Annotated in this window: 28 protein-coding genes; 5 read left to right on the top strand and 23 right to left on the bottom strand. The window is 69.8% G+C overall.

The annotated features are described in order from the left end of the window. From AC3WQM_RS20360 to gnd, 3 genes are all read right to left on the bottom strand, one after another. On the bottom strand, nucleotides 1-678 hold the full coding sequence (locus tag AC3WQM_RS20360) for a DUF1175 family protein (protein ID WP_492681194.1): 678 nt from the start codon (nucleotides 676-678) through the stop codon (nucleotides 1-3). Continuing rightward, the gene (locus AC3WQM_RS20355; RefSeq protein WP_492681192.1) at nucleotides 675-2,324 is read right to left on the bottom strand and encodes a DUF2138 family protein; all 1,650 of its coding nucleotides are present in this window, start codon (nucleotides 2,322-2,324) and stop codon (nucleotides 675-677) included. The genes AC3WQM_RS20360 and AC3WQM_RS20355 overlap by 4 nt, the downstream gene beginning before the upstream one ends. Before the next feature lie 137 nt (nucleotides 2,325-2,461). Further along, the gene (gene gnd, locus AC3WQM_RS20350) at nucleotides 2,462-3,883 is read right to left on the bottom strand and encodes a decarboxylating NADP(+)-dependent phosphogluconate dehydrogenase (RefSeq protein WP_492681190.1); all 1,422 of its coding nucleotides are present in this window, start codon (nucleotides 3,881-3,883) and stop codon (nucleotides 2,462-2,464) included. A gap of 128 nt (nucleotides 3,884-4,011) precedes the next feature. Here gnd and AC3WQM_RS20345 point away from each other — a divergent pair, with 128 nt between their 5' ends. Next, nucleotides 4,012-5,004 carry an AraC-like ligand-binding domain-containing protein gene (locus AC3WQM_RS20345; protein WP_492681188.1) on the top strand — a complete coding sequence of 331 codons (993 nt, stop codon included), beginning with the start codon at nucleotides 4,012-4,014 and terminating at the stop codon, nucleotides 5,002-5,004. Nucleotides 5,005-5,011: 7 nt separating this feature from the next. Here AC3WQM_RS20345 and AC3WQM_RS20340 read toward each other — a convergent pair whose 3' ends face one another. Genes AC3WQM_RS20340 through AC3WQM_RS20315 form a run of 6 tightly spaced genes read right to left on the bottom strand, consistent with a single transcriptional unit; the run spans nucleotide 5,012 to nucleotide 10,481 of the window. Then, nucleotides 5,012-5,797: an SDR family oxidoreductase gene (locus AC3WQM_RS20340; RefSeq protein ID WP_492681186.1), complete on the bottom strand. Its 786-nt coding sequence runs from the start codon at nucleotides 5,795-5,797 to the stop codon at nucleotides 5,012-5,014. After that, nucleotides 5,794-6,387: a cysteine hydrolase family protein gene (locus tag AC3WQM_RS20335; protein ID WP_492681184.1), complete on the bottom strand. Its 594-nt coding sequence runs from the start codon at nucleotides 6,385-6,387 to the stop codon at nucleotides 5,794-5,796. The genes AC3WQM_RS20340 and AC3WQM_RS20335 overlap by 4 nt, the downstream gene beginning before the upstream one ends. Next, complete coding sequence (locus AC3WQM_RS20330; RefSeq protein WP_492681182.1) at nucleotides 6,384-6,869, bottom strand: aromatic-ring-hydroxylating dioxygenase subunit beta; 486 nt, start codon at nucleotides 6,867-6,869, stop codon at nucleotides 6,384-6,386. Before AC3WQM_RS20330 ends, AC3WQM_RS20335 begins: the two co-directional genes overlap by 4 nt. Further along, entirely contained in the window at nucleotides 6,866-8,233 is a 1,368-nt protein-coding gene (locus AC3WQM_RS20325) for an aromatic ring-hydroxylating dioxygenase subunit alpha (protein ID WP_492681180.1), read from the bottom strand. The genes AC3WQM_RS20330 and AC3WQM_RS20325 overlap by 4 nt, the downstream gene beginning before the upstream one ends. Nucleotides 8,234-8,256: 23 nt before the next feature. Then, the gene (locus tag AC3WQM_RS20320) at nucleotides 8,257-9,222 is read right to left on the bottom strand and encodes a PDR/VanB family oxidoreductase (RefSeq protein ID WP_492681178.1); all 966 of its coding nucleotides are present in this window, start codon (nucleotides 9,220-9,222) and stop codon (nucleotides 8,257-8,259) included. Further along, nucleotides 9,219-10,481, bottom strand: coding sequence for a dienelactone hydrolase family protein (locus AC3WQM_RS20315; RefSeq protein ID WP_492681176.1), 1,263 nt, complete (start codon nucleotides 10,479-10,481; stop codon nucleotides 9,219-9,221). Before AC3WQM_RS20315 ends, AC3WQM_RS20320 begins: the two co-directional genes overlap by 4 nt. A 189-nt stretch (nucleotides 10,482-10,670) precedes the next feature. Between AC3WQM_RS20315 and AC3WQM_RS20310 the strand changes: the two genes are divergently transcribed. Next, nucleotides 10,671-11,858, top strand: a complete 1,188-nt coding sequence (locus tag AC3WQM_RS20310; protein ID WP_095950622.1) for an ABC transporter substrate-binding protein — start codon at nucleotides 10,671-10,673, stop codon at nucleotides 11,856-11,858. Between the two features lie 10 nt (nucleotides 11,859-11,868). Here AC3WQM_RS20310 and AC3WQM_RS20305 read toward each other — a convergent pair whose 3' ends face one another. From AC3WQM_RS20305 to AC3WQM_RS20285, 5 genes are all read right to left on the bottom strand, one after another. After that, the gene (locus tag AC3WQM_RS20305) at nucleotides 11,869-12,894 is read right to left on the bottom strand and encodes an AraC family transcriptional regulator (protein WP_492681174.1); all 1,026 of its coding nucleotides are present in this window, start codon (nucleotides 12,892-12,894) and stop codon (nucleotides 11,869-11,871) included. Nucleotides 12,895-13,041: 147 nt separating this feature from the next. Further along, nucleotides 13,042-13,761, bottom strand: coding sequence for an arsenical resistance protein ArsH (arsH, locus tag AC3WQM_RS20300; RefSeq protein ID WP_492681172.1), 720 nt, complete (start codon nucleotides 13,759-13,761; stop codon nucleotides 13,042-13,044). Next, nucleotides 13,745-14,176 carry an arsenate reductase (glutaredoxin) gene (arsC, locus tag AC3WQM_RS20295; protein ID WP_307694280.1) on the bottom strand — a complete coding sequence of 144 codons (432 nt, stop codon included), beginning with the start codon at nucleotides 14,174-14,176 and terminating at the stop codon, nucleotides 13,745-13,747. The genes arsH and arsC overlap by 17 nt, the downstream gene beginning before the upstream one ends. A gap of 32 nt (nucleotides 14,177-14,208) precedes the next feature. Then, on the bottom strand, nucleotides 14,209-15,495 hold the full coding sequence (locus AC3WQM_RS20290; RefSeq protein ID WP_492681170.1) for an arsenic transporter: 1,287 nt from the start codon (nucleotides 15,493-15,495) through the stop codon (nucleotides 14,209-14,211). A 210-nt stretch (nucleotides 15,496-15,705) separates the two neighbouring features. Then, entirely contained in the window at nucleotides 15,706-16,023 is a 318-nt protein-coding gene (locus tag AC3WQM_RS20285; RefSeq protein ID WP_447742848.1) for an ArsR/SmtB family transcription factor, read from the bottom strand. 168 nt (nucleotides 16,024-16,191) lie between these two features. Between AC3WQM_RS20285 and AC3WQM_RS20280 the strand changes: the two genes are divergently transcribed. Then, nucleotides 16,192-16,920 (top strand): alpha/beta fold hydrolase, encoded by a 729-nt coding sequence (locus tag AC3WQM_RS20280; RefSeq protein WP_492681168.1) that lies wholly within the window; start codon nucleotides 16,192-16,194, stop codon nucleotides 16,918-16,920. Between the two features lie 13 nt (nucleotides 16,921-16,933). Here the strand turns inward: AC3WQM_RS20280 and AC3WQM_RS20275 are convergent, their stop codons facing one another. The 4 genes from AC3WQM_RS20275 to AC3WQM_RS20260 are packed head-to-tail and all read right to left on the bottom strand — an operon-like array spanning nucleotide 16,934 to nucleotide 18,853. Continuing rightward, on the bottom strand, nucleotides 16,934-17,557 hold the full coding sequence (locus AC3WQM_RS20275) for a 3'-5' exonuclease (RefSeq protein ID WP_492681166.1): 624 nt from the start codon (nucleotides 17,555-17,557) through the stop codon (nucleotides 16,934-16,936). Then, nucleotides 17,554-17,940, bottom strand: a complete 387-nt coding sequence (locus AC3WQM_RS20270; RefSeq protein WP_492681164.1) for a TfoX/Sxy family protein — start codon at nucleotides 17,938-17,940, stop codon at nucleotides 17,554-17,556. The genes AC3WQM_RS20275 and AC3WQM_RS20270 overlap by 4 nt, the downstream gene beginning before the upstream one ends. Continuing rightward, on the bottom strand, nucleotides 17,937-18,332 hold the full coding sequence (locus AC3WQM_RS20265; protein WP_489057503.1) for a VOC family protein: 396 nt from the start codon (nucleotides 18,330-18,332) through the stop codon (nucleotides 17,937-17,939). Before AC3WQM_RS20265 ends, AC3WQM_RS20270 begins: the two co-directional genes overlap by 4 nt. Nucleotides 18,333-18,358: 26 nt before the next feature. Next, nucleotides 18,359-18,853 (bottom strand): GNAT family N-acetyltransferase, encoded by a 495-nt coding sequence (locus AC3WQM_RS20260; protein ID WP_492681162.1) that lies wholly within the window; start codon nucleotides 18,851-18,853, stop codon nucleotides 18,359-18,361. Nucleotides 18,854-18,983: 130 nt separating this feature from the next. On the opposite strand from AC3WQM_RS20260, the gene AC3WQM_RS20255 reads away from it, so the two are divergent. Both AC3WQM_RS20255 and AC3WQM_RS20250 read left to right on the top strand, forming a co-directional pair. Then, nucleotides 18,984-20,393: a serine hydrolase domain-containing protein gene (locus AC3WQM_RS20255; RefSeq protein WP_492681160.1), complete on the top strand. Its 1,410-nt coding sequence runs from the start codon at nucleotides 18,984-18,986 to the stop codon at nucleotides 20,391-20,393. A gap of 97 nt (nucleotides 20,394-20,490) precedes the next feature. Further along, a complete protein-coding gene (locus tag AC3WQM_RS20250) occupies nucleotides 20,491-21,486 on the top strand; it encodes an AraC family transcriptional regulator (protein ID WP_492681158.1) in 996 nt (331 codons plus the stop codon). A 23-nt stretch (nucleotides 21,487-21,509) separates the two neighbouring features. On the opposite strand, the gene fghA is transcribed toward AC3WQM_RS20250, so the two are convergent. From fghA to AC3WQM_RS20225, 5 genes are read right to left on the bottom strand one after another with little or no spacing between them, the layout of a single operon-like run. Then, entirely contained in the window at nucleotides 21,510-22,388 is an 879-nt protein-coding gene (fghA, locus tag AC3WQM_RS20245; protein ID WP_492681156.1) for an S-formylglutathione hydrolase, read from the bottom strand. Continuing rightward, nucleotides 22,385-23,314 carry an alpha/beta fold hydrolase gene (locus AC3WQM_RS20240; protein WP_492681154.1) on the bottom strand — a complete coding sequence of 310 codons (930 nt, stop codon included), beginning with the start codon at nucleotides 23,312-23,314 and terminating at the stop codon, nucleotides 22,385-22,387. The genes fghA and AC3WQM_RS20240 overlap by 4 nt, the downstream gene beginning before the upstream one ends. Nucleotides 23,315-23,333: 19 nt before the next feature. Next, complete coding sequence (locus AC3WQM_RS20235; protein ID WP_070059685.1) at nucleotides 23,334-24,440, bottom strand: S-(hydroxymethyl)glutathione dehydrogenase/class III alcohol dehydrogenase; 1,107 nt, start codon at nucleotides 24,438-24,440, stop codon at nucleotides 23,334-23,336. Between the two features lie 52 nt (nucleotides 24,441-24,492). Then, complete coding sequence (locus AC3WQM_RS20230; RefSeq protein ID WP_492681152.1) at nucleotides 24,493-25,143, bottom strand: glutathione S-transferase family protein; 651 nt, start codon at nucleotides 25,141-25,143, stop codon at nucleotides 24,493-24,495. Next, the gene (locus AC3WQM_RS20225; RefSeq protein WP_492681150.1) at nucleotides 25,140-25,985 is read right to left on the bottom strand and encodes an aromatic ring-hydroxylating dioxygenase subunit alpha; all 846 of its coding nucleotides are present in this window, start codon (nucleotides 25,983-25,985) and stop codon (nucleotides 25,140-25,142) included. Before AC3WQM_RS20225 ends, AC3WQM_RS20230 begins: the two co-directional genes overlap by 4 nt.

The raw sequence follows: 25,985 nt of genomic DNA, 5'->3' as shown, positions 1-25,985 counted from the left end.
TCATCGTGCGAGAAAGGCGAGCCGGTAGACACCGGCGAAATTGGGGTTGTCGTCGGTGGGGCGCCAGCGCGTGTCGCTCCAGCCGAGCAGCTGGGTGGCGCGCACGGCGCGCAGGCCGTTGTCGCCGGGCAGCACGCGGCCCGTGTGATAGGCGATGTAGTTGCCCATCCACACCATGAGGTGCTGTTCGTCGCCCTGGTCGTAGAACAGCATGTCGCCCAGCAGCGCCTGCTGCAGCTGGCGCGTGACGAAGCGCGTGTTCTCCTGCACCAGCTCGAGCGCGCCGACGTAGGCGTCGCGCGTGCCGTCGGCGCGCCGCCACGTGTTGCGCAGCGGCGTGGCGGCGGCCGGGTCGATGTCGGGCGGCAGGCGGCGTGCGAGCAGGCCGTTGGCGCGGCGCCAGGCCACGTCGTGTTCGCGCAGCGACTCGGCCACCGAGAAGCGCACCAGCCCCGCGCAGTCGCGGTGCGTCCAGCGCGGCGTGGGGCCGCGCTCGATCTGCTCGTGGATCAGCAACGTCATCCAGTCGCGAAAGTGTGCGGACTGTTCTCGGTTGAGCGCGGGTGTATCGGCTGCCAGGACGGGCAGCGCCGGCATCGCGGACGCCAGCGCCAGCGCCGCGCCACGGCCGAGTGCCGTCCGGCGATCGATGCCGGCGGTGGTGGCGCGGTGTGTCACTTGGACTGCGGCGCCGCCGACATTGCCTGCCACTCGACCGGCACCCAGCCGTTGCCGTCGCCTGCGCCCTGCGCCACGGCCCGTGCCGGCGGCAGCTTGCGCAGCGCGTTCAGGCGCGGCACCAGGTGCTGCTGGGCCGCCTGGCGCAGGATCTCCTGGTCGGCGGGCAGCACGGCCATGGCCTCGCGCTGCAGCAGGTCGGCGATCTGCGTGGGTGCGCCGACCACCAGCGTGGTGCCGCCTGCGGGCGGCAGCGTGTCGGCCACGCCGGGGTAGCGCTTGGCCTGGGTGTTCAGCGCCAGCTCGACCAGCTTGTCGTCGGGCGAGAACGCGACCCAGCGGCCTTGCCGGGCCAGGGTGGGACGGTAAGCCTTGTCGTCGCCATCGGCATACGGCCCCCAGGGGCCGGTCACCTGGCTTTGCCACTGGCCGACGCCGGGTTTGGCCGCCGGGTCGGTGCGCGTGGCGTCGGTCGAGATCAGCCACTGCGCCAGGCCGGCGAGCGTGGCATCGGTCTCGGGGCCGGCCGATGCTTTCATCTGCGCGACGAACAGCGGCGTGTGCAGTTGCGAGCGGGCGTACCAGCAGACGGCGGCGGGGCCGTCGAACTGTGCGGCCAGGGCCTTCATCGCCTCGGCGTCCGGCGCCGCCGGGGCGTCTTTCATCAGCGGGACCATCTGCGCCCATTCGACCGGCAGCATGGCGCAGGCCGCGGGGTTGGCCGGCAGGGCGGACCACAGCTCGCGGTCGCCCGGTGCGGCGGGCAGGGTGCCGGCCGCCTTCACGCGCACGGCCGTGCGCAGCGCGGCGCCGTTGGGTGCGACGTCGAAGCGAACGGCCTGCACGCCCGGAAAGAAATGCTGGTAGCCGAAGGACAGCAACCGGGCATCGGCCACGATCGCCGAGCTGCCCGGCGCGGCGGCGCCTTCTTCACCGAGCCCGAAGCCGCGGCGCCAGGCCGATTGCGAACGGGTGTCGCCCGACAGCAGGCCCTCGACCACCTCCAGGGCCGGCCCGCTGGCCTGGCTTTCGTTGTTGAAGAGCAGGCCCGGGTCGCTCAGCACCACCACGCGGTTGCCCTGCGACAGCAGCACCAGCGTGCGGCGCGGCGACAGCACCAGCGCGTAGGCATTCACGTCATTGCCGTTGGCGCGCAGCGTGCCGATGATGCTCAGCTGCGAGTCCTTGGCGGCGATGCCCGCCAGGCCCTGCAGGGCGGTGGCCACTGCGCCGCGGGTCATGGTCAGCGCCCAGTAGCGCGGGGCGCCCTTGGCATCGGGCCACCAGGCCATTTCGGCGGGCTCGTCCAGGGCCGTGGCCAGCAGCTGGTCGGTCCAGGTGGTGTCGCGCTCGTACGCGATGCGCTTGATCGCGCCGCGCAGGCTCAGCCGGTCTTCCTGGTCTTCGTAATAGAAGGCGAAATCTTCGGTGAGCACGTCGCGCACCACCGGTGCCTGCACGATGTCGCGCGGCAGGCGCGAGAGCGCGGGGGTGGCGATGTAGGCATACGGTGCCGACAGGTCCACGTTGAGGGCGTTGATGTCGCCGTCGAAGTGCGAGCGCCGCATCTTGACGAAGGCCACACCCGCACCCACCAGCACGATGGCCGCGACGCCCGCGACCATCCATTTTTTTCTTGTGTCCATGAATCCCTACCCTGCATGAAGGCAGCGCCGCCCCCCGGCGGCGCATGGCCTTGATTCTGGCAGGGTCCATGGGGGCATCCCATGAAGTCCGGGTGAAGTCGCCGTGAAGCGACGCCACCGCGGTCACCGGCGCGCGTTCAGCCGATGACTTCGGGCCAGTCGGTGTGGAAGAACTGGCCTTCGGGCTTGTCCACGCGCTCGTACGTGTGCGCCCCGAAGAAGTCGCGCTGCGCCTGCAGCAGGTTCGCGCTCAGGCGCGCCGTGCGGTAGCTGTCGTAGTAGGCCAGCGAGGCGCTGAAGGCCGGCACCGGAATGCCGTTGCTCACTGCCAGCGCCACCACCTCGCGCCAGTTCTGCTGCGTGCGGTTCAGCAGGTCCTGGAAGAACGGGTCGAGCATCAGGTTGCCCAGCGCCGGGTCGGTGCGGAAGGCGTCGGTGATGCGGTTCAAAAAGCGCGCGCGGATGATGCAGCCACCGCGCCAGATCGAGGCGATGCCGCCCAGGTCGAGCTTCCAGCCCTTCTTCTCGCCCATCGTCTGGATGAGGTCGAAGCCCTGCGTGTAGCTGATGACCTTCGAGGCATAGAGCGCGTCGTGCACCTTGGCCACCAGCGCCTGCTTCTCGAGCGACAGCGCGGGCACCGGCCCGTGCAGCAGCTGGCTGGCCGCCACGCGCGCCTTCTTCTGCGACGACAGCACGCGCGCCTCGACGGCGGCGTTGATGGTGCTGATGACCACCGCGTTCTCGGCCGCGTTCAGCAGCGTCCACTGGCCCGTGCCTTTCTGGCCGGCCTTGTCGAGGATGAGGTCGATGATCGGCTGGCCCGTCTCCGGGTCTTTCTGTTCGAGCGCCTTGGCGGTGATCTGGATCAGGTAGCTCTGCAACTCGCCCTCGTTCCATTCGTTGAAGATGGCGGCCATCTCGTCGGTCGTGAAGCCGGCCGCCTTGAACAGGCTGTAGGCCTCGCAGATCAGCTGCATGTCGCCGTACTCGATGCCGTTGTGCACCATCTTTACGTAGTGGCCCGCGCCGCCCGGGCCGATGTGGATCACGCAGGGCTCGCCGTCCACCTTGGCCGCGATGCTCTCGAAGATCGGCTTCATCACCTCCCACGTGGAGAGCGGCCCGCCCGGCATGATCGACGGCCCCTTGCGCGCACCTTCCTCGCCGCCCGACACGCCCGCGCCGATGAAGCGCAGGCCTTTGCTGCTCAGGTAGGCGTCGCGGCGCTCGGTGTCGGTGTACAGGCTGTTGCCGCCGTCGATGACGATGTCATCCTTGTCGAGCAGGGGAATCAGCTGTTCGATCACCTGGTCGACCGGCGCGCCGGCCTTCACCATGATCTGGATCTTGCGGGGCTTGGCCAGGCTCTGGACGAATTCCTCGAGCGTCTTCGTGCCCACGAGCTTCTTGCCGGGGTTGGCGGCAATGAAGGCCTCGGTGGTGGCCTCGGTGCGGTTGTAGACGCTGACCTGGAAGCCGCGGCTTTCCACGTTCAGCACCAGGTTCTGTCCCATCACGGCCAGGCCGATCAATCCGAAATCGCTTTGCTTGCTCATGTGTGTCGGGCCCTTCGTGCGTGTGCGGTGGATGAAGCGGGCCATTGTGCCGGGCGCCCGCGCGGTGCGGCGTCGGAGGGCGTCTATACCCGCTTGGCAAACGGGCCCGGGCTGGCTATGTTGGCGGGATGACTTCCGCCGCCATGCCCGCAGCCCCTGCTGCGATCCACACCTGGTCGACCGACACCGTGCCGCCGCCGCAGCGGCTGGACTACTGGATCGGCGCGGTCTGCGAAGGCTTTCTCGAAATGGACGTGACCAGCCCGCTGGCCGGCCGCTTCGGCGCCTCGCTCGAATCCGCGCCCCTCGGGCCGCTGCACGTGAACCGCGTGCGCGGCAGCGCGCAGGACGTGTACCGCACCCGCCGCGCCATCGCCCACAGCCGCCACAACTTCTACTACCTGCTGTGCAAGGCCGACTCGCCCTGGGTCGCGGTGCAGGAAGAGCGCTCGGCGCGCCTGCTGCCCGGCGACGCGGTGCTGGTCGATTCGCGGCGCTGCTACGCCTTTCACCTGCAGCAGTCGGCCGACACGGTGTCGATCGAGCTGCCGACCGCGTGGGTCGAGTCGTGGCTGCCCGACGCCGGCGACCACGTGGCGCGCCGCATCGACGGCCACAGCGGCTGGGGCGCGGCGCTCAGCGGCTTCGCGCAGGCGCTGTCGCCCGAGGTGGCCCTGCGGCCGCCGCTGCCGGCGGCGCTGCTGGCCGACCAGCTCGGCGGCCTGCTGGCCCTGGCGCTTGGCCCGACCGGCGGCGCGGCCATGCCCGACCCGTGCGGCCGCGCCGCCCTGCGCCAGCGCGTGCTCGACGCCACCCGCGAGCGCCATGCCGAGCCGGGCCTCACGGCCGCGGCCGTGGCGCAGGGGCTCGGCATTTCGGAGCGCAGCCTGCACCGCTGCCTCGCGGAAGGGGCAGGGGATGGCACCACCACTTTCGCCAACGCGCTGGCCGCCTGCCGCATGCAGGTGGCGCAGCGCATGCTGGCCGACGCACGCTTCGACCGCCTGAGCGTGGCGCAGATCGGCCTGCGCGTCGGGCTGGCCGACGCCTCGCACTTCGTGCGCCTGTGCCGCCGGCACCTGGGCGGCACGCCGGGGGCGCTGCGGCAGTCGCGCGGCTGAACGGCGGCTACGCCCCGAACCAGTCGCGTGCCGACCGCCCCTGGTCGGGCCCCAGCATCGAGAAGCCGCCGTCGACCGGGATGTCCGCGCCGGTGACGAAGCGCGCCGCGTCCGAGCACAGGAACAGCACCACCTGCGCCACGTCGTCGCCGTCGCCCACGCGGCCCAGCGGGTGCATCGGCGCGCCGACGCGGTCGGCGCGTGCGCGGTCGCCGTTCGTCATGCGCGACAGCGCGTCCGACCAGGTCCAGCCCGGCGACACCGAGTTCACCCGCACGCCGCGGGGCGCCAGCGTGGCGGCCTGGTTGCGCGTGAGCTGCAGGATGGCGGCCTTGGCCGCCGGGTACAGCGCCCGGCCCGCCGCGCCGAACTTGCCGCCGACGCTGCCCATGTTCACGATGGCGCCGCCGTGCGCGGCCAGCGCGTCGGCGGTCTTCTGCACCAGCATCGCGCCCGAGACGAGGTTGACGTTCAGCGCGGCCAGCCAGTCGGCGCGCGCGGCCTCCAGGCCTGCATCGCCGTAGACCACGGCGTTGTTGATGAGGAAGTCGATGCGGCCTTCGGTGCGCAGCGTGCCGGCCACGAGCGCATCGAGTGCGTCGTCGGAGGCGATGTCGCAGGCGACGAAGCGGCAGCCCGCGCCCACGTCGGCCGCCAAGGCGGCACCGCGCGCCGTGTCGATGTCGACCGCCACCACGCGCGCGCCGGCCTGCACGAAGGCGCGCACGATGGCGCTGCCCAGCAGTGCGGCGGCGCCCGTCACGACGGCGACCTTGCCTTGCAGCGGGGTCATGCGCGGCCTCCCATCTGTGCGACGGCATCGTCCACGCGCACCACGTCCGCGAGCATCGCCAGGGTTTCGAGGCTGGCTGCCTGCAGGTGCGCCTGCGCGGTGCTGCAGGCGTCGGCGACCACGGCCACGTCGTAGCCCAGGTCGCTCGCATGGCGTGCGCCGTGCTCGACGACGTGGTTGGTGGCAATGCCGGCCACGTACAGGCGGCTGGCGCCGGTGGTGCGCACCGCCTCTTCGAGCCCGCTGGCCCAGAAGGGGTTGTTGCGCTTGTGGGTGACCACGGCTTCGCCCGGCAAGGGCGCGAGCTCGTCGTAGAACCCGGCGCCCCAGCTGCCTTCCTGCACCGCGCCGCTCTCGGCCACGCGGCGGAACAGCGTGCAGTTGCGCAGGCAGTCGGCGTAGTCCGGCGCGAAGGCGATGCGCACGAAGATCACCGGCACGCCGTTCGCGCGCGCCCCGGCGATGAGCCGCGCGGCCGAGGCGATGAGGCGCGGGCGCGCGGGGTCGTCGGCGGCCACGCCCACGCGCACCTTGCCGTCGACGTGCAGCACGTCGTTCTGGTAGTGCATGGCCAGCAGCGCGGCCTTCACAGGAACACCTGCAGGGCTTCGTGCGGCGCGTCGCAGTTGACGAGGTCGATGCGCTTGGTCTGGATGCGCCAGCCGTCGTCGGCGCGGCGCAGCGTGTGCAGCACGCTGCCGCCGAAGGTGCGCTGTTCGGTCTTGCGCCACTCCAGCAGCAGGAAGGTCGAGCGCACGGTGCAGCCCGCGTTGTCGCGCGATTCGAGCGCGATGTTGCCCAGCACGTGCACGGTGCGCGTGGGCGGCTGCTGCGAGTAGGCGCGCGCCTGCTCGAGCCGCCGCGCGCGCATCGAGCGCAGCAGCGCGTCTTCGCAGAACAGCGACGCATGGTTGAGGTGGTCGGCCTGGCCGTGCACCAGCGGCACCCAGTACAGGCCGTCGGGCGTGAAGAGCTTCTGCCATTCGTCCCAGCGGTGCTCGTCGAGCAGGCGGGCCTCGTGGTGCAGGAACTGCGTGAGGTCCTGCTGTTCGTTCCAGTCGCGGAAGTTCATTCGGCGCTCCCGGCGTGTTCGTTGGTCTGTGCACCCGTGTCGACGCCCATGTACCCGGCCCACGCCGCGAACATGTTGCGCGAGGGCATCTCGCTGTTGCCGTTGGACGCGCGCCCGCCCGGCAGCGGCTGGTCGCGCCCCGCAGCGCGGTGCATGCTCACCCAGTCGCCGCCGTCGGAGCCCAGGCCTTCCTGCACGCGGTTGTAGGCCTCCAGGTCGTCGGGCATCACGTTCGACGAGGGCGAGTTGACGATGTTGGTGTACTTGAGCGTGCGCTGGAAGGTGGCCTCCGGTGCGCCCTTGAGCCGGAAGCTGAAGATCTCGACCAGCGTGCGGTCCACCGACAGCGGCCGGATCACGCGGATCTGCTGGAACGAGGTGTGCGGCGAGCAGCTCGGGTACACGATGGTGTTGTGCCGGTTCACGCGCAGGATCGCATCGGCCTCTTCGGCGCCCTTCGCGGCTTCGAGCGAGGCCACGTAGGCCAGGCTCACCGGATCGGTCGGCGGCACGAAGATGCCTTCCATGAAGCCGTGGCCGTGGTCGTAGCCCTTGAGCTCCAGCTTCTCCCAGAACTCCAGCGGCTCGCCGTTGCCGTCGACGATCACCACCTCGAAGGGCTTGGGCGTGCCGGCCGGCATGGCCTCGTGCTCTTCCTTGGCCGCGCGCCACGACGACTCGTGCGTGGCCACGGCGTGGATGGTGTCGTGCAGGTTCTCGAAGAAGATCTTCCAGTTGTTGCGCTGGATCACGCGCTGCACGCCGCCCGCCACTTCCACTTCGCCCTCGGGCGCGCGGTCGCAGAAGTTGTCGAGCGACGTGGCCACGCCGCCCAGGAATTCTTTCAATTCCGGTCCGTCTTCCGACAGGCTGGCGAACACGAAGCCGCGGTGCGAAGCCACGCGCGCCACCTTGCGCACGCCGTACTGCGGGTCCTTCAGGTCGAGCGCGGTGCATTCGTAGCCGCTGCGCAGCGGCACCGACAGCAGGCTGCCGTCGCACTTGAAGGTCCAGCCGTGGTACAGGCAGCGCAGGAACTTGCCGGCGCTGCCGCTGCCGTCGGGCACGAGCTTGGCGCCCTTGTGCGGGCAGCGGTTGAACATCACGTGCACCTGGCCGTCGGTGTGCCGCACCATCACCACGGGCTCGCGGCCCAGGCGGGTGGTGAAGTAGTCGCCGGGCTTGGGCACCTGGCTCTCGTGGCCGACGTAGATCCAAGCCTGGCCGAACACGCGGTCCATTTCCAGCTCGAAGATGGCGGGGTCGGTGTAGACGCGCTTGTGCACGCGGTCGGGCTGCACGAGCGACTGGATGTCGATCGGCTTTGTCGCCGCGATGGGGATGATGGGGATCACGGAATTCATCGGGTGGGTCTCCTGAAACGTCATCAGATGTCGAGCACCAGGTGCGGCGTCTTGGCGCGCGACACGCAGGTGCACAGGGTCTTGCCGTCCGCCTTCTCGCGCGGACTGAGGTTGTGGTCGCGGTGGTCGGGCACGCCCTCGACCACGTCCACCACGCACACGCCGCAGTCGCCCTGGCGGCAGTCGTACAGCGGGTCCAGACCGGCGGCGATGAGCACGTCGAGCAGGCTCTGGTCGGGCGCCACGGTCAGCGTCTTGCCCGAGCGCAGCGTGCGCACCTCGAAGGGCGCGTCGCCCGCCTGCTCGATGGCACCGGCGAAGAGTTCGAAGTGCACGTGGTCGTCGGGCCAGCCGAGCGTGCGGGCGGTGTCGACCACGGCCTGCACCATGCCGCGCGGGCCGCACACATGCAGGTGGCGACCGGGGACGGGCGCGGCCAGCAGCGCGCGCAGGTTGAGGCCGCGCGCCGGGTCGCCGCCGTCATGCACCACGGTGCCGCCGAGCGCGCGCACCTCGTGCAGGTAGGCCGTGGCGTCTTCGCTGCGCGTGGCATAGACGAAGTCGAAGGGGCGCGCTTCGGCCGCGAGCGAGCGTGCCATGCACAGCAGCGGCGTGATGCCGATGCCGCCCGCGATGAGCAGCGGCGGCGCGCTGCCCGCGTGCAAGGCGAAGTCGTTGCGCGGTGCGTGCGCAGCCAGCGCGGCGCCGGGTTGCAACGCGTGCATCCAGGCCGAGCCGCCCGCGCCCTGCGGTTCGCACAGCACGGCGATCTCGCAGCGGTCCGAGCCGTCGTGCGGCTTGGCGAGCGAATAGGCGCGCTGGCCCGGGTGGCCGTTGGCCTGCACCACCTGCACGCCCAGGTGCGCGCCCGGCGTGAACGGCGGCAGCGGCTCGCCGCTGGCCGAGCGCAGCACGAAGGCCTTGATGGCCGGTGTGAGCGGCGTGACCGCGTCCACGACCAGCGCCAGCATGTCGGCGGCGTGGCTCATCCCAGGGGCAGCGCCGGGTCGGCGATGGTGAGGCCGGTCGATTTTTCCCAGCGCGGCATCAGCGTGTTCGACGGCTGCGTTTCGTCGACCAGCTTGCGCGCCGTCTCGGCGCCGGCCACCGGCAGGCCCTTCGGATCGAGCAGGCCGATCTGCACCAGCACGCTGGCCTGGTCCCAGTAGATGTGCTCGTGGTAGAGCTTGTCGCCGCGGAACTTCACGATGGCCACGAGCGGGATCTCCACCGGCTTGCCGGTGGGCGCGATGCCCGGGAGCAGCCAGTCGATCTCGACCGTGTGGGTGAAGCTGAACAGCATCTCGTCCACGATCTGCGTGGCGCCCACCGTGCGCGAGATCGGCGTGAGCCGCGTGTCGGGCGGCGTGCTCGGAATGAAGTGGTGCTTGTAGAAGCGCGACAGTTCCTTCGCGCCCACGCCGCCGGTCATGGTCGGGATGTGGTTCACGTAGGGCTCGCCCACCATCGTGGCCATGGTGGCGACCACGTCGCGCGTGGCGAACTCGTACTCGCAGTGCTTGTCCCACAGCGCCGAGAGGTCGTACACCGGGCCGATCGCGTCCTTGAACAACGCCATCGAGCGCTGGTGCGCCATGAGCGTGGAGGGCTTGTCGAAATGGTCGCCGCCGGTGCGCGCAAACGCATGGTCGACGCCGGGGTACACGTACATCTGCGCATCGGGCTGGCCGGCAAAGGCTTCGAGCACCTGGGCACGCGCCTCGGGCGGGCAGAACTGATCGAGTTCCGCGAAGTGCAGGGCGATCGGGCATTCGATTTGCGGCACGAGGTCGAGCGCGCCTTCGATGCCCACGCCGTAATAGCCCACGGCCGCGTCCACGCCCGAGTGCGCGGCGGCCAGGTAGGCCAGCTTGCCGCCGAGGCAGAAGCCCAGCGCGCCGACCTTGCCGGTGCAGGCCGGGTGTGCGCGCAGCGCCTTCACGCTCGCCGTGACGTCGGCCACGCCGGCGGCGATGTCGAACTTCTGGAAGAAGCCGAAAGCGCGCTGCCAGTCTTCGGGTGAGTAGCCCAGATCGACGCCGGGCTCCATGCGCCAGAACAGGTCGGGCGCGAGCACCACGTAGCCTTCTTCGGCGTAGAGGTCGGCCACCTCGCGCACATAGGCATTGACGCCGAAGATCTCCTGGCACAGCACGATGCCGGGGCCGCGCCCCGAGGCCGGCAGGGCCAGGTAGCCGCGAAAGGTCTGGGTGCCGTCGCCGGCCGGGATGTCGATGGTGTCGCTCATCGGTTCGTCTCTTGAAGTGGTGGGGTCGGCGGCGATTCTGGGGAGCGCGCCGGGGCGTTGTCTGTCCATTTCGTGCAGCGGTTTGCGCCGCACGAAACGGATAGCGGGGCGCCGCCACCGCACAGAGACTGCGCCCTGCATTTGCTGCTGCCCCCCACGTTCAACGAACTCACCCCGAGGAGACCTTTCATGTCGCAGGCCACGCCCCGATCCGTCTTGTGCGCGCTCACCGTCCTGGTGGGCGCGCTGGCTTTACCCACGCAGGCACAGACCGTGAAAGTCGGCCTGGCGATGGACCTGTCCGGCCCCTTCGCCGTCGGCGGCGCCGAGGCGAAGGCCGGTTTCGCCGTGGCCATGAAGCAGCTGGGCGGCAAGCTCGGCGGCGTGCCGGTGGAGTTCGTCGAGGCCGACACGGCCGGCAACCCCGAGATGGCGCGCCAGGTGGTCGAGCGCATGCTGCTGCGCGACAAGATCGACCTGTTCACCGGGCCCGTCGGCTCGTCGGTCGCGCTGGCCGTCGGCCCGCCGCTCTTCGCCGCCAAGGTGCCCTACCTGTCGAGCAACACCGGCCCGAGCGACTACTCGGGCGCGCGCTGCAACCCGTACTTCTTCGGCGCCTCGTACCCGAACGACGCGTACTACGAGTCGGCCGGCAAGTTCGCGAGCGACAAGGGCTTCAAGAAGGTCGCGATGATCGCGCCCAGCTACCCCGGCGGCAAGGACGCCATCAACGGCTTCAAGCACACCTTCAAGGGCGCCGTGGGCGACGAGCTGTACACCAAGCTCGGGCAGCTCGACTACTCGGCGGAGCTGGCGCAGATCCGTGCGTCGAAGCCCGATGCGCTGTACTTCTTTTTGCCCGGCGCGATGGGCGTGAGCTTCATCAAGCAGTTCGTCGGCGCGGGGCTGTCGAAAGACGTGGCGCTGATCTCCACCGCCTTCTCGGCCGACGAGGACATGATCCCCGCCGTCGGCGAGCCGATGCTGGGCCTGTTCAACACCGCGCACTGGTCGTTCGACCTCGACAACCCCGCCAACCAGCGCTTCGTGGCCGCGTTCCGCCAGCAGAACAACGGGCGCAATCCGTCGTTCTATGCCGGCCAGGCTTATGACGTGCTCATGGCGATGGATGCGGCCGTGCGCGACGTCGGCGGCAAGGTGGCCGACAAGCCCGCACTGCTCAAGGCGATCAAGGCGGCCAACTACAAGTCGGTGCGCGGCGATTTCCGCTACGGCCCCAACAACTTCCCGATCCAGAACTACTACCTGCGCGTGGTTGCGAAGGACGGCAGCGGGCGCATCGCCAACAAGGTGATCGGCACCGTGCTGGAGCGCTACCAGGACCGCACCGCCGCGCAGTGCGCGATGAAGTCCTGAGGATGTGCGTTCAGTGCCGCGCGGCGGGCAGCCGCGCGGGGTCGCGCGAGGTGTCGCGCGGCAGCTGCCCGAAGCGCTCGCGGTAGCAGGCGGCAAAGCGGCTCAGGTGCGAGAAGCCGCAGTTCAGCGCCACCTCGGTGACGCTGGCGCCGTCGTGCCGCGTCAGTTGCGCGTGCGCGGCATCGAGCCGCATGTTGCGCAGCACCTCGCCGGGCGACAGGTCGCGGTGGCGCCTGAAGAGCAGGGCGAGGCCGCGGCGCGTGACGCCCGCGGCCTGGGCCACCTCTTCGAGCGACAGCAGCGCGTCGAGCCGCTCGCGCATGAACTCCTCGGCCCGGCGCAATTGCCTCAGGCTGGTTTCCTCGGTGCCGCGCTGCGCGTCGGCATGCCGCTGCAGCACCGAATTGGGCCGGTGGCACAGCAGGTAGAGCATGAGGTTGTCTTCGCAGTGCGCGAGCCAACGCGGGTCGTAACGCTCGAACTCGGTGGGCGGCAGCAGCGAAGCCAGGCTCGCCACCATGCGGCACCACTGTGTGCCCGCCGCGTCGTCCAGGCGCAGGGGCATGTCGAAATCGATCTCGCCGACGGTGTCGCCACCGCGCAGCGCGAAGGCATGGCGCGCCACCTCCTGCAGGCGGCTGAGCTCGATTTTCAGCATCAGCTGTTCGCAGTCGGCGTGCCAGCGCAGGCGCACCGGCTTGTGGGCGGAAATGATGGCGCCCTGGCCGGGGTGGATCTGCAGCGTCTGCCCGCCGGTGTGGATGTCGGCGCGGCCGCGCAGCGGCATTTGCACCAGCACGAAGTTGCCGAGCGCATCGGGCTCGATGTCGACGTCGCAGCCGTAGCGCAGGATGCACAGCGACAGTGCGCTCATCTCGGCGCGGCAGAAGACGGCATCGACATCGCCCGCGCCCCACGCGCTGCGGTGCGGCTTCAGTTCGCGCGCCACGTGCGCGTCGGTCTCTTCGGCCTCGCGCGAGCGGAAGACCTCGCGCCTGTACAGCGGGGACAGTTGCTGACTCGACCATGCGTCCATGGACACTCCTGCGGGGCCAAAGTGGGGAAAGCGACGGAAACGGACGCTTTTTTCTACGCTGGAATCTACGTGGGTGCGCCGCGCGCCGCCATGGGAGTTGCCCGGGCAACGGGCGTCCCCGTTGCAAGAAGCTTGCCTGGGCTGTGACTAAATGCTGCGCAGATTCACTCGCTTCGACAACGCTTCCGCGCTCTCGCGCCGCTCGCTGTAGCGATCGACCAGGTGGTCCGCGCAGTCGCGCGTGAGCAGCGTGAACTTCACCAGCTCTTCCATCACGTCGACCACGCGCTCGTAGTAGGGCGAGGGCTTCATGCGGCCCGCGTCGTCGAACTCGAGGAAGGCCTTGGCCACCGACGACTGGTTGGGGATGGTGATCATGCGCATCCATCGGCCCAGCACGCGCAGCTGGTTCACCGCATTGAACGACTGCGAGCCGCCCGACACCTCCATCACCGCGAGCGTCTTGCCCTGCGTGGGCCGCACCGAGCCGACGGCCAGCGGAATCCAGTCGATCTGCGCCTTCATGATCCCGGTCATTGCGCCGTGGCGCTCCGGCGAGGTCCACACCATGCCCTCGGCCCATTGCGCGAGATCGCGCAGCTCCTGCACCTTCGGATGGTCTTCGGGTTCGCCGTCGGGCAGGGGCAGGCCGCGCGGGTCGTAGATGCGGGGCTCGGCGCCCATCGCGCGCAGTAGGCGCGCGGCTTCTTCGGTCAGCAGGCGGCTGTAGGAGCGTTCGCGCAGCGAGCCGTACAGCAGCAGGATGCGCGGCGCATGCGTGGCGCGTGCGGTGGGCAGAAGCGCCTGCAGGCGGGGAACATGGAACGCATCGGCGTCGACGTGGGGCAGGTCAGGGCTTGGCGACACGCTGGCCTTTCGCGTCGATCACGGCTTCGCCGTCTTCCTTGGCGAACGCGCCTTGCTGCGGCTTGGGCAGGATGTCGAGCACGGCCTCCGAAGGCCGGCACAGGCGCGTGCCCAGCGGCGTGACGACGATGGGGCGGTTGATGAGGATCGGGTGCTGCAACATGAAGTCGACGAGCTGTTCGTCGCTCCACTTGGGATCGCCCAGGCCCAGTTCGTCGTACGGCGTGCCCTTCTGGCGCAGCACCTCGCGCACGGGCACGCCCATCGCCGCGATCAGCTGCGTGAGCGTGGCGCGGTCGGGCGGGGTCTTCAGGTACTCGATGACGGTGGGCTCGTCGCCGGTGTTGCGGATCAGCGCGAGCACGTTGCGCGAGGTGCCGCAGGCGGGGTTGTGATAGATCGTGATGTCGCTCATGGCAGGCTCGTTGGAGAAGAAGGAAAAATGGGTCAGCCCAGGCTGAGCCGCAGCGCCAGCGCGGCGAGCGTCGCGGCCAGCACGGGCAGGGTCAGCACGATGCCGATGCGGAAGTAGTGGCCCCAGGTGATGGTCATGCCCTTTTTAGAGAGCACGTGCAGCCACAGCAGCGTGGCGAGGCTGCCGATGGGCGTGATCTTCGGGCCGAGGTCGCAGCCGATCACGTTGGCATAGACCATGGCCTCCTTCACGAGTCCGACCGCGCCCGAGGCCTCGATCGACAGCGCACCGACCAACACGGTCGGCATGTTGTTCATGACCGAGGAGAGCACGGCCGCGAGAAAGCCGGTGCCCATGGCCGCGCCCCAGACGCCGCCTTGCGCGAACAGGTTCAGCAGCGTGGCGATCTGGCCGGTGAGCCCGGCGTTGCGCAGCCCGTAGACCACGAGGTACATGCCCAGCGAGAAGACGACGATCTGCCAGGGCGCGCCGCGCAGCACCTGGCGCGTGCCGATCACCGGGCCGCGCGCCGCCACCGCGAGCAGGATCACGGCGCCGAAGGCGGCCACGGCGCTCACCGGCACGCCCAGCGGCTCCAGGCCGAAGAAGCCCACGAGCAGCAGCGCGAGCACGACCCAGCCGGCGCGGAAGGTGTCGCGGTCGCGGATCGCATCGGCGGGTTGCTTGAGGCGGGCCATGTCGTAGTGCGCGGGAATGTCGCGCCGGAAGCACCACAGCAGCACGCCCAGGCTCGCGAGCACAGCGGCGACGTTGACGGGCACCATCACCGAGGCGTACGCGTTGAAGCCGATGCCGAAGAAGTCGGCCGACACGATGTTCACGAGGTTCGACACGATCAGCGGCAGGCTGGCCGTGTCGGCGATGAAGCCCGCCGCCATGACGAAGGCCAGGGTGGTCGCCGGCGTGAAGCCGAGCGCCGCGAGCATCGCCATCACGATGGGCGTGAGGATCAGCGCCGCGCCGTCGTTGGCAAAGAGGGCCGAGACCGCCGCGCCCAGCAGCACGATGAAGGCGAACAGCCGCCGGCCGTTGCCGCGTCCCCAGCGGGCCACGTGCAGGGCCGCCCACTCGAAGAAGCCGGCTTCGTCGAGCAGCAGGCTGATGAGGATGACGGCGATGAAGGTCGCGGTGGCGTTCCAGACGATGGCCCAGACGACGGGGATGTCGGTGAGCTGCACCACGCCGAGGAGCAGTGCCACCACGGCGCCCAGCGAGGCGCTCCAGCCGATGCCGAGGCCGCGTGGTTGCCAGATGACGAGCAGCAATGTGCTGGCGAAGATGAGGAGGGCGGTGGTCATTTTTTCAGGGCGCGTGCACAGGGGCGCGCTGCTGGTGGTGCTCGCCGATCAACGACTGCACTGCCCAACGCTCACGCCGATGGGGTGCCTTGCGCAACGAAATCAAGGGGGAGGCCGCAGGCCGGAGGACATTCGCGGAGCAAGGTGCCCCGTCGGCGGGAGCACGCCAGAGCGCACGCACGCTGCGTGCAACAGCACAAGCTTTCATGGTCAGCAGTCGCAGGTGGTCGCCGGAAGACAGGCTTCCCCTTGGCAGCAGTTCTCGGTGAGGTAGCCGAGCAGGCCGTTCATCCGCTCGAACGACGCGCGGTAGATGAGGTTGCGCCCCTGGCGCTCCTGCGAGACGAGGCTCGCGTTCACCAGTTCCTTGAGGTGAAAGGACAGCCCCGTCGCCGACACCTCTAGCGCTTCGGTCAGCGCACCCGGCGTCAGCCCGTCGGGCCCGGCGACCACCAAGGCACGGAACACCCGCAGGCGCACGGGTTGCGCGAGTGCGCCCAAGGCGCGGACCACATCGTTTTCTTCCATTATTCAAGTATATTTGAATTATTGAATCGAGGCAACCTGCGGCACAAAAAGACCGGTGGCGCGAATCGGCCATCGCCCTGGCAGGCAGCGGCCATCCGCGACGCAACGCTTTTTCTACAGTCGCCCTCGGTTCATTCCCCAACGACGCATCCAACGAAGGAGACACCCATGTCCGACACCTATGTTCTGGTTCACGGCGCCTGGCACACCGGCGCCGAAATGGAGGCCGTGGCCGACGGCCTGCGCGCGGCCGGTCACACCGTGCATTGCCCCACCGTGGCGGGCAACAACCCCGGCGACGACCGCGCGGGCACCGGCCTGGCCGACGCCATCGCCTCGGTGGTCCGCTTCATCGAGGGCCAGGACCTCACGCAGGTGCGGCTCGTGGGCCACAGCTACGGCGGCATGGTGATCTCGGGCGTGGCCGACCGCATCGCGGCGCGGCTGCGGCGGCTGGTCTACATCAACGCCTTCGTGCCGCTCGACGGCGAGGCGCTCAACGACATGGTGCCGCCGCATTACGTGACCATGTTCGACGCAGTGGCTGCGGCCAACAAGAACGCCGTGATGCTGCCCTTCGAGATCTGGCGCGAGGCCTTCATCAACGACGCCGACCTCGCGCTGGCGCAGTCCGCCTACGACAAGCTCAACCCGCACCCGTACCGCACCTTCACCGACAAGATCCAGCTGAAGCAGCCGCTGGCGGCGCTGGCGCTGGGCAAGTCGTACGTCAACTGCCAGCAGGACACGGCGCTGCCGCACAGCCTGCCGTGGCATCCGCGGCTGTCGGAGCGGCTGGGGTTGTTCCGGCTCGTGGAGTGCCCGGGCAGCCACGAGATGTTCTTCTCGAACCCGGCGCGGCTGGCGCAGGCGATCCTCGAAGCGGGGGGCGACTGACGGAAGGCTTCCCTCAGTCGTTCGGAAAGAGCGCGTCGAACACGCGCAGCGACGCATAGGCGTCGTTGGCCGCGTAGCGGATCTGCGATTCGCTGAGCTGCTTGTGCGCCCAGTTCGAGGTGGTCGCCTTGCGCGACTTGGCGAAGCGGCGGTTGAACATCAGCGCCACCGCCGTCTTCACGCCCACCGAGCGGCGGTAGCCGCGCCGGCGGAATTCGTCGTCGATGTCGAACACGGCCTGCGGCGCAATCGCCAGCCGCAGGCGGATCAGCGACAGATCGCTCGAGAGCCCGAAGCCGACCTTGCGCAACTCGGTGGACGCGAGCAGGCCCGCGACCACGGGGTTGCATTCGTCGCGGTGCAGCTGGAACAGCCAGGCCGTGTCGCGCGTGGCGAACTGCACCACGTGCGGGCCGGTCGACACTTCGTTCTTCGCGAAGGTGGGGCGCGATTCGGTGTCGAAGCCCGCCACGCCGGCGTCGAGCAATTCGTCGGCGGCGCGCTCGGCCTCGGCCAGCGAGCTGACGACCACGATGTCTTTCAGGTCGAGGCTGTCGAAGGGGTCGAGCAGCGCGATCTGTTCGCGCTCGGGAAGCGGGGGGAGTCGGTGGCTGTGGTTGTTGTTCTGGTCGTTCACCGGGTCTTCGCTTTCGCGGCCTTGGGGGGTGTCTTGGGTTTGGGCTTCTTCGGCTTCGGCGGCTGGCCCGAACGCAGCGCGGCTTCGTAGGCCAGGCGGCCCCAGCGCGCGGCTTCCTCGCGGTCTTCGAACAGGTCGGCCGGCGCCAGTCGGTACGACATCGGCATCTCCTTGCCCGCGCGCACGTAGGTGAAGGGCGGTAGGTTCAGTGCATCGAAGTGCGCGGCACTGCCGGCATCGGACTTGAGGTACAGCGTGTCCTTGGCGACGAGCGCGATCATGCGGCCCTCGTGCCACACGCCGTGGCCGCCGAACATGCGACGGGTCTCGATGCGGCCGAGGCGTTCGAAGGTCTCGTGCAGGCTCTGGACGAATGCGCTCATGACGTGATCTCGATGCGGTTGCCGTCCGGGTCGAGCACCACGCTCTCGTAGTAGCCGTCGCCGGTGCGGCGCGGGCCGTCGAGCAGCGGATAGCCGTCGGCCTTCAGCCGTTGCGTGAGCGCATCGACCTCGGCGTCGGAGCCGACCGAGATCGCCAGGTGCGTCCAGCCCATGCGCTGCGCGCCGGCCTCGGCGACGACGGGCGATTGGGTGCTCGTGGTCATGGCCTCGATGCGCGCGCCGTCGCCCAGGCTCAGGAAGCACGAGGCGAAGCCCTTGGCCGGGTTGACGTAGCCGGCGCCGGCGGTGGCGCCGAAGTAGTCGACGTAGAAGCGCTTGCAGCGTTCGAGGTCGGTGGTCCAGAGGGCGATGTGGTCGATGCGGATGCGCATGGGGCAGGAAGGAAGTGCGGAGGGTGTCAACCCGTGCGCCAGGGCGCGCGGCTGGGCGACCAATGGTAGGCGATGCGTTCGCGTCCGCTGCCGGGGTGGCGGTCGACCACGCCGCGCACGAGGCCGTAGCGTTCGTAGAAGCGCTGCGCCTCGGTGTTGGTGACGGCCACGTGCAGACGCCAGCCGTGCGGCATGCGCACGCAGGCCTCGTCGAGCAGCGCCTTGCCCAGGCCCTGGCTGCGCAGGTGCGGCTCGACGAAGAGCTGGGCCACGTACTCGCGCGCCGTGAGCAGCACCATGAAGGCCAGCACCTGGCCGTCGCGCTCGGCCAGCACCACGTCGGCGGGCGGGATGAATTCGGTCTGCACGCGCCGCAGCCAGTGGCCGATGGGCTCGACGTGGACGGCGCCGCGGTTGGCCGACACCCAAGCGCGGCGCCAGATGCCCGCGAGCACCATGCTCTCCTCGGCGCCGCCATCGCGCGAGCGCAGCTGGAAGGCAGGAATCTGGGCGGCGGACATGCGGACCATGATAGCCACGCGCAGCGGTTCCGTCCGGCGACAGCGCGGGTCCGTGGGGCGGTAGACGCCGCCGCCGCGCCTTTTGACACTGCCTCGCACTCGCCCGTTTGAGGCGAGGTTGGAGACACGGATGACCGACACCTCGACCGCCAGCCGGCGGCACTTTCTTTCGCGCGGCGGCGCCGCGCTGCTGGGCGCCGCCGCTGCCGGTGCGCTGAACGCCTGCGGCGGCGCGTCCGCCGGCGAAAACCCGATATGGATCGCGCCCGTCAACCCGCCGGTGGTTCAGCCGCTGCCCGACGGCGGCCTCGTGAGCGGCCATGTGGCGCCGGCCTACCAGCCGGTGCTCGACGCCTTCGTGGCGAACTTCCGCGACCGCCGCGAGATCGGCGCCTCGCTCGCCGTCACCGTCAAGGGCGTGCCGGTGGTGGACCTGTGGGGCGGCCACTCCGACACGCTGGCCGCCAGGCCCTCGGTGCCCTGGGCGCGCGACGACGTGTCGCTGGTGTTCTCGTGCACCAAGGGCGCGACGGCGTTGTGCGCGCACATGCTCGTGGCGCAGGGCCAGCTCGACCTCGACAAGTGGGTCGCCTACTACTGGCCCGAGTTCGCCGAGAAGGGCAAGGACGTCATCACCGTGCGGATGCTGCTGCAGCATGCGGCCGGGCTGGCGGCCATTCCGTTCAGCACCCCGGTGCGGCCCGGCGGCTGGGCCGATCCCGACTACATGAGCGGCCTGCTCGCGGCGACCACGCCCTGGTGGGAACCGGGCACGGCCCACGGCTACCACGGCATGACCTTCGGCTGGCTGGTCGGCGAGCTGGTCAAGCGGGTGAGCGGCCTGTCGCTCGGCACCTTCTTCGCCAGGCACGTGGCGGCGCCGCTGGGCATCGACTTCTGGATCGGCACGCCGGAAGCCGTGCTGCCGCGCGTCGCGCCGATGATGGCGGCCACCGAGGTGCTGCCGGTTGATCCCGTGGCCCAGGCGATCGCGCGCGACCCGGCCTCGATGCAGGCGGCCATGTTCTTCAATGTCGGCGGCTGGCTCGGCCTGCCGCCCGACTCGCCGCCCGCGTACAACACGAAGGCGTCGCTGCAGGCCGAGATTCCCGCGGCCGGCGGCGTGACGAACGCGCGCGGGCTCGCCACGATGTATGCGGCGCTGGCCAACGGCGGTGCGTTGAACGGCGTGCGCCTGCTGCCGGAGGACTACACGGCCCAGCTGGGCGTGGTCCATGCTGCCGCGCCGGTCGAGCGCATGGCCCTGCTCGCGAGCCGCTTCGGGCTGGGCTTTCATGGTGGCATGGACAACCGGGCGAGGGCGCCCGGCAACTCGGCGATCCTGGGCCCTCAGGCCTTCGGCCACGCCGGTTTCGGCGGCAGCCTGGGCTTTGCCGACCCGCAGGCGCAGATGTCGTTCGGCTACCAGATGACACGCATGGGGCCGGGCACGCTGCTGAACGACCGGGGCCAGTCGCTGGTCGATGCCGTCTACGGCGTGCTGGGCCGCACCTCGAACCGGTACGGCTTCTGGGTGTGACGCAGGCGACAGCGGCGGTGGCCTGGCGCATTGACGCCCGGGGGCCTGGGGATCAGCATGCGCCTGTTGCCATCCCCGGCCCCCGCCCGCCATCGCCATGCCGTCGCCCCTGCCGTTGCCTGTCGCCGCCGAAGGACCGCCGCCCGGACGCTGGCGCGCCGCGTTCCGCACGCACGACCCCGATGCGGCGCGCCAGCATGTGGCGCAGCTCTACGGCGCGCATGCGCTGGAGCTGCGCCCGCGCGCCGAGATCGACCTGCGGCTGTCGGGCTTCGACCTCGGCGGGCTGAACGTCTCTCGCATCCAGTACGGCTGCCCGGCGGTGGCCCGCAACATCACGCAGCGCGACTTCTGGGCCTTTGCGCTGCTCGTGCAGGGCCGCAGCGCGGTGGGCAGCCAGCCGGCGCAGGTCGGCGACGCCAGCGCCCTCGACCCTGACGACCTGCGGCGGATTCCGATGTCGAGCGACATGCGGCTGGTCAACCTGCGCGTCACGATGGCCGACATGGACGAGGCCTGCCGCGTGCTGCTCGGCAGCGACCGCCCGCAACGCCTGCGCTTCGACGCCTACGTGCCCGGCGCCAGCCCGGCTGCGCAATGGCTGGCCGGCCTGGCGCCGCGGCTGGCCGCCGTGCCTGCCGTCGCGCACCCGATGCGTGCCGTGCTGGAGCGCCGCTGGCAGGAGGCGGCATTGCTCGAGCTGCTGATGGTCTGGCCGCATGCGCAATCGCAGCAGCTGGCCCGCACCCCGGAGGCGCCCGGCGCGGTGCAGCGCGCCATCGACTACATCGAGGCGCACCTCGACCAATTGCCCACGCTGGGCGACATCACGCGGGCCGTGGGTGTCGGGGCGCGTGCGTTGTCGCGCGGCTTCGACAAGCGCCTGGGCGTGTCGCCGATGCGCTTCGTGCTGCAGCGCCGGCTCGACCGCGCGCGGGACGAACTGCTCGATGCCGTGGGCGGCGCGAGCGTGGCCGACATCGCCTGCCACTGGGGCTTTGCCAACCTGGGCGATTTCGCGGCGCACTACCGCGAGCGCTTCGGCGAGTTGCCGCGCGAGAGCCTGGCGCGGGCGAAGTCGCGCCGCCCCTGAGCCGGTCGCTCGCGGTCAGGCGTTCAGCCGTTCAGCGTCTGCGCATGGTGCGCGATGTGGTCCGCCATGAAGCTCTGGATGAAGTAGTAGCCGTGGTCGTAGCCCGCGTGGCGGCGCAGCGTGAGCGGTTGGCCGGCGGCGAAGCAGGCGGCCTCGAAGGCTTCGGGGTGCAACTGCTCGGCGAGGAATTTGTCGGCCAGGCCCTGGTCGATGAGGATGCCTTGCGGATAGGGCGCCACGGTCTGCGATTGCATCAGCGCGCTGGCGTCGTGCGCGAGCCACTGCGCGCGATCGTCGCCCGGTTCGCCCAGGTAGCCGGCGAAGGCCTTCTGGCCCCACGGGCACTGGGTGGGCGCGCAGATCGGCGCGAAGGCCGAGAGCGACTTGAAGCGCCCCGGGTGCCGCAGCGCCAGCGTGAGCGCGCCGTGGCCGCCCATCGAGTGGCCGAAGATGCCGATGCGCTCGCCGTCGACCGGAAAGTGGCGGGCCACCAGCGGCAGCAGCTCGTGGACGATCCAGCTTTCCATGCGCCAGTGCGTGGCCCAGGGCTCGGCGGTGGCGTCGAGGTAGAAGCCGGCGCCGATGCCGAAGTCCCAGCTGTCTTTTGCGCCCGGCAGGCTTTCGGGTTCCGTGCCGCGCGGGCTGGTGTCGGGCGCGATCAGCGCAACGCCCAGGCTCGCAGCCATGCGCTGCGCCCCGGCCTTCACCGCGAAGGTCTCTTCGTTGCAGGTCAGGCCGGCAAGGTAGAGCAGGGCGGGCACGCGCGTGTGCACGGCCTGCGGCGGCAGGTAGACCGAGAAGCGCATCGGCAGGCCGATCTCGTGCGAGCGGTGCTCGACGAAGCGCTGCACGCCGCCGAAGGCGTGGTGTTCGGAAAGAAGGGTCGGGGCGGTGTCGGTCATGAAGAAGAGGTCGTCTGGCTCCGCAGTGCGGGCACGAGTTCAAGCACGGCGTCCGCGAAGGTGCGCGGCGCTTCCTGCGGCAGGTTGTGGCCCGCGCGGGGCACGAGGCGGTGCGAACGCGGCCCGCTGAAGCGGTGCGCGTGGGCCGAGGCATCGGCGGGCGGTCGCACGCCGTCGTCGATGCCGTCGAAGGTGATGGCGGGCACGGTGATCGTCGGCTGCGCGGCAAGGCGGCGTTCGATGTCGGCATAGGCCGGGTCGCCGGGCACGAGGCCGAAGCGGTGGCGGTACGAATGGATCACCACGTCCACGAAGTCGGGGTGGTCGAAGGCGGCGGCGCTGCGTTCGAAGGTGGCGTCGTCGAAGCGCCAGGTTGGAGACCACAGCTGCCACAGCAGTTTGGTGAGGGCCTTGCGGTCCTTCGCGAGACCCGCGCGGCCGCGTTCGCTGTGGAAGTAGTACTGGTACCAGAGGCTGTGCTCGTTGGCGGGCGTGTCCGGCTCCATCGCCTTCGCGATGTTCTGGATGTTGTAGCTGTTGAGCGAGACCAGCCCCGCGCAGCGTTCGGGCCACAGCGCCGCCACCACGCAGGCGGCGCGGCCGCCCCAGTCGTAGCCGGCCAGCACGGCGCGGTCGATCTTCAGCGCGTCGAGCAGCGCGAGCAGGTCGGCGCCGAACGCCGCCTGTTCGCCCGAGCGCGGCGTGGCGTCGGCGAGGAAGCGCGTGGCGCCGTAGCCGCGCATGTACGGCACGATCACGCGGCAGCCTTGGGCGGCCAGCATCGGCGCGACCTCGGCGTAAGTGTGAATGTCGTACGGAAAGCCGTGCATCAGCAGCACGGGCGGGCCGTCGGCGGGGCCGGCTTCGTAGTAGGCGACTTCGAGGACGCCCGCTTCGATTCTGCGCAGGGGTTCCATGCGGTTCATGGCGGGCGCCTCCTCGGCCTCAGTACAGAACGACGCCGCGAATGGACTCGCCGCGCTTCATGAGGTCGAAGCCCTTGTTGATGTCTTCCAGCGGCATGGTGTGCGTGATCAGGTCGTCGATGTTGATCTTGCCTTCCATGTACCAGTCGACGATCTTCGGCACGTCGGTGCGCCCGCGCGCGCCGCCGAAGGCCGAGCCTTCCCACTTGCGGCCGGTGACCAGCTGGAACGGGCGCGTGCTGATCTCGGCGCCGGCCTCTGCCACGCCGATGATGATGCTGCGGCCCCAGCCCTTGTGCGTGCACTCGAGCGCCTGGCGCATCACCTGCGTGTTGCCGATGCACTCGAAGCTGTAGTCGGCGCCGCCGTCGGTCAGCTGAACGATCGCATCGACCACGTTCTCGGTGGTCTTGGGGTTGATGAAGTGCGTCATGCCGAACTGGCGGGCCATGGCTTCGCGCTCGGGGTTCAGGTCGACGCCGATGATCTTGTCGGCGCCCACCATCTTGGCGCCCTGGATCACGTTCAGGCCGATACCGCCCAGGCCGAACACCACGACGTTCGCGCCGGCTTCGACCTTGGCCGTGAAGATCACCGCGCCGATGCCGGTGGTGACGCCGCAGCCGATGTAGCAGACCTTGTCGAAGGGCGCGTCTTCGCGGATCTTGGCCAGCGAGATCTCGGGCGCGACCGTGTAGTTGCTGAAGGTGCTGGTTCCCATGTAATGGAAGATGGGCTTGCCGTCGAGGCTGAAGCGGCTGGTGGCGTCGGGCATCAGGCCCTTGCCCTGCGTGCCGCGGATCAGTTGGCACAGGTTGGTCTTGCGGCTCAGGCAGAACTTGCACTGGCGGCATTCGGGCGTGTACAGCGGAATGACGTGGTCGCCCTTTTTCAGCGTGGTGACGCCGGGGCCGACATCGACCACGATGCCCGCGCCTTCATGGCCCAGGATGGCGGGGAAGATGCCTTCGGGGTCGGCGCCCGAGAGCGTGTAGTAGTCGGTGTGGCAGATGCCGGTGGCCTTGATCTCGACCAGCACTTCACCGAACTTGGGGCCTTGGAGGTCCACGGTTTCGATGGTCAGGGGTTGGCCTGCTTGCCAGGCGACGGCGGCTTTGGTTTTCATGGGATTCGGTTCTTCAGAGAGCGGAAGGGGACAAGGATACTCAGGCGAGCCTTCAGGCGGGGCCAGCCGGGAAGATACCCGACATGCCCACAAAGCCCGGCAGGTGACGAAAGTCCCAGACCCAGCGGCGCAGCGCGGGAAACTCGTCGAGCGAGATGCCGCCTTCGCCCGCCAGCGCCACGTACGGAAAGCAGGCGAGGTCGGCAATGGTCGGCTCGGTCGCGGCCACGAGCCAGCGCAGGCCGGTGGCGGCGTGCTGTTCGGCCAGGTGGTCGTCGAGCACGCGGAAGGCCGCGCGCGCGCCGCGCCGGCAGGCGTCGATGTCCAGGTGCGTGTAGCCCAGCGCGTCGTGCAGCCGGGCGGCCGAGGCGGTGCGCGTGATCTCGTCGGCCATGGCGAGCCACATCGCGACCTGGCCGCGCAGCTTCGGGTCGGCGGGGTACCAGCGCTGCCGTGCATCGTCGTAGCGGCTCGCCAGGTAGACCAGGATGGCCTGCGCGTCGCGCAGCACGAAGCCCTCGTCGTCGATCACCGGGAGCTGGCCGAGCGGGTTGACCTGCGCGAGGAATCTGGCGGACTTGTGTTCGCGGCCCGGGTGGAAATCGACCGGCACGCTCGCGTGGTCCACGCCGAGCCACAGCAGCATCTGCCGCACCTTGAAGCAGTTGCCCGAGAGCGGGTAGTCGTAGAGTTTGACGGTCATGCGGCGGCCCTCGCGGTGCCGAAGCGCATGCCACGCTCGCGCAGCCAGCGGCGGTAGGTGACGGAGGTGGTGTCGCCGCGCGTGGGCGTTTCGGCGCGGCCTTCGAGCGGCATGCGCTTGAAGGCGTGGTTCTCCAGGATCGGCTTGTCCTGCCCGAAGATCGTGTGCTGGAAGGCGATGAGCTCGGTGTCGCTCGACACGTCGTCGAAGTAGGCCAGCAGCGTATGGGCGATGACGTGCTCGTCGTCCACAGGCTGCAAGAAGAGGCCGATGGCGTCGAGCTTGTCGGGCCGGTGGCTCGACTTGTAGAGCATGGCCGAGAAGGGCTGCATCACGCGGTACTTGTAGAACACCTCGCTGCCCGTGTCGTGGGCGGCCGAGGCGCGCGGCTGCCAGAAGCGGCAGTCGGTGGCCCAGATCTCGTCGGTGGCGGCGTCGACCTCGACGTTGTACTTCGCCACTTCGGTGTGCGGCACCTTGCCGAGGTAGTCGGGGTGCACGAAGGGAAAGTGCGCCATGTCCAGGAAGTTCTCGATCACGCGCAGGCCCGATACGGCCACGCCGAGCCCGCCGCAATCGACGATGCGGCGGCCGGGTTCGTCGTGTTCGGGGAAGGCGAACAGCGGCCGTGCGGGGCGACCGCTGGGGCAGACCCAGAGGAAGCCGTAGCGCGACTGCACGGTCAGCGCGTCGTTGCCGAGGAGGGCGTGCGGCGTGCCGTCGGCATCGGCGTGCAGGTGCAGGGTGTCGCCGAGCAGACGCGTCGTGCGCGGCAAGCCGCTGGCGGGGCCGACGACGAGCCAGTCGTCGAGCATGTTGGGATCGTCGGTGACGAAGGGCAT

The organism is Variovorax sp. FW301-JW7, from assembly GCF_058788795.1.
This window is presented reverse-complemented; position numbering and strand designations above follow the sequence as displayed.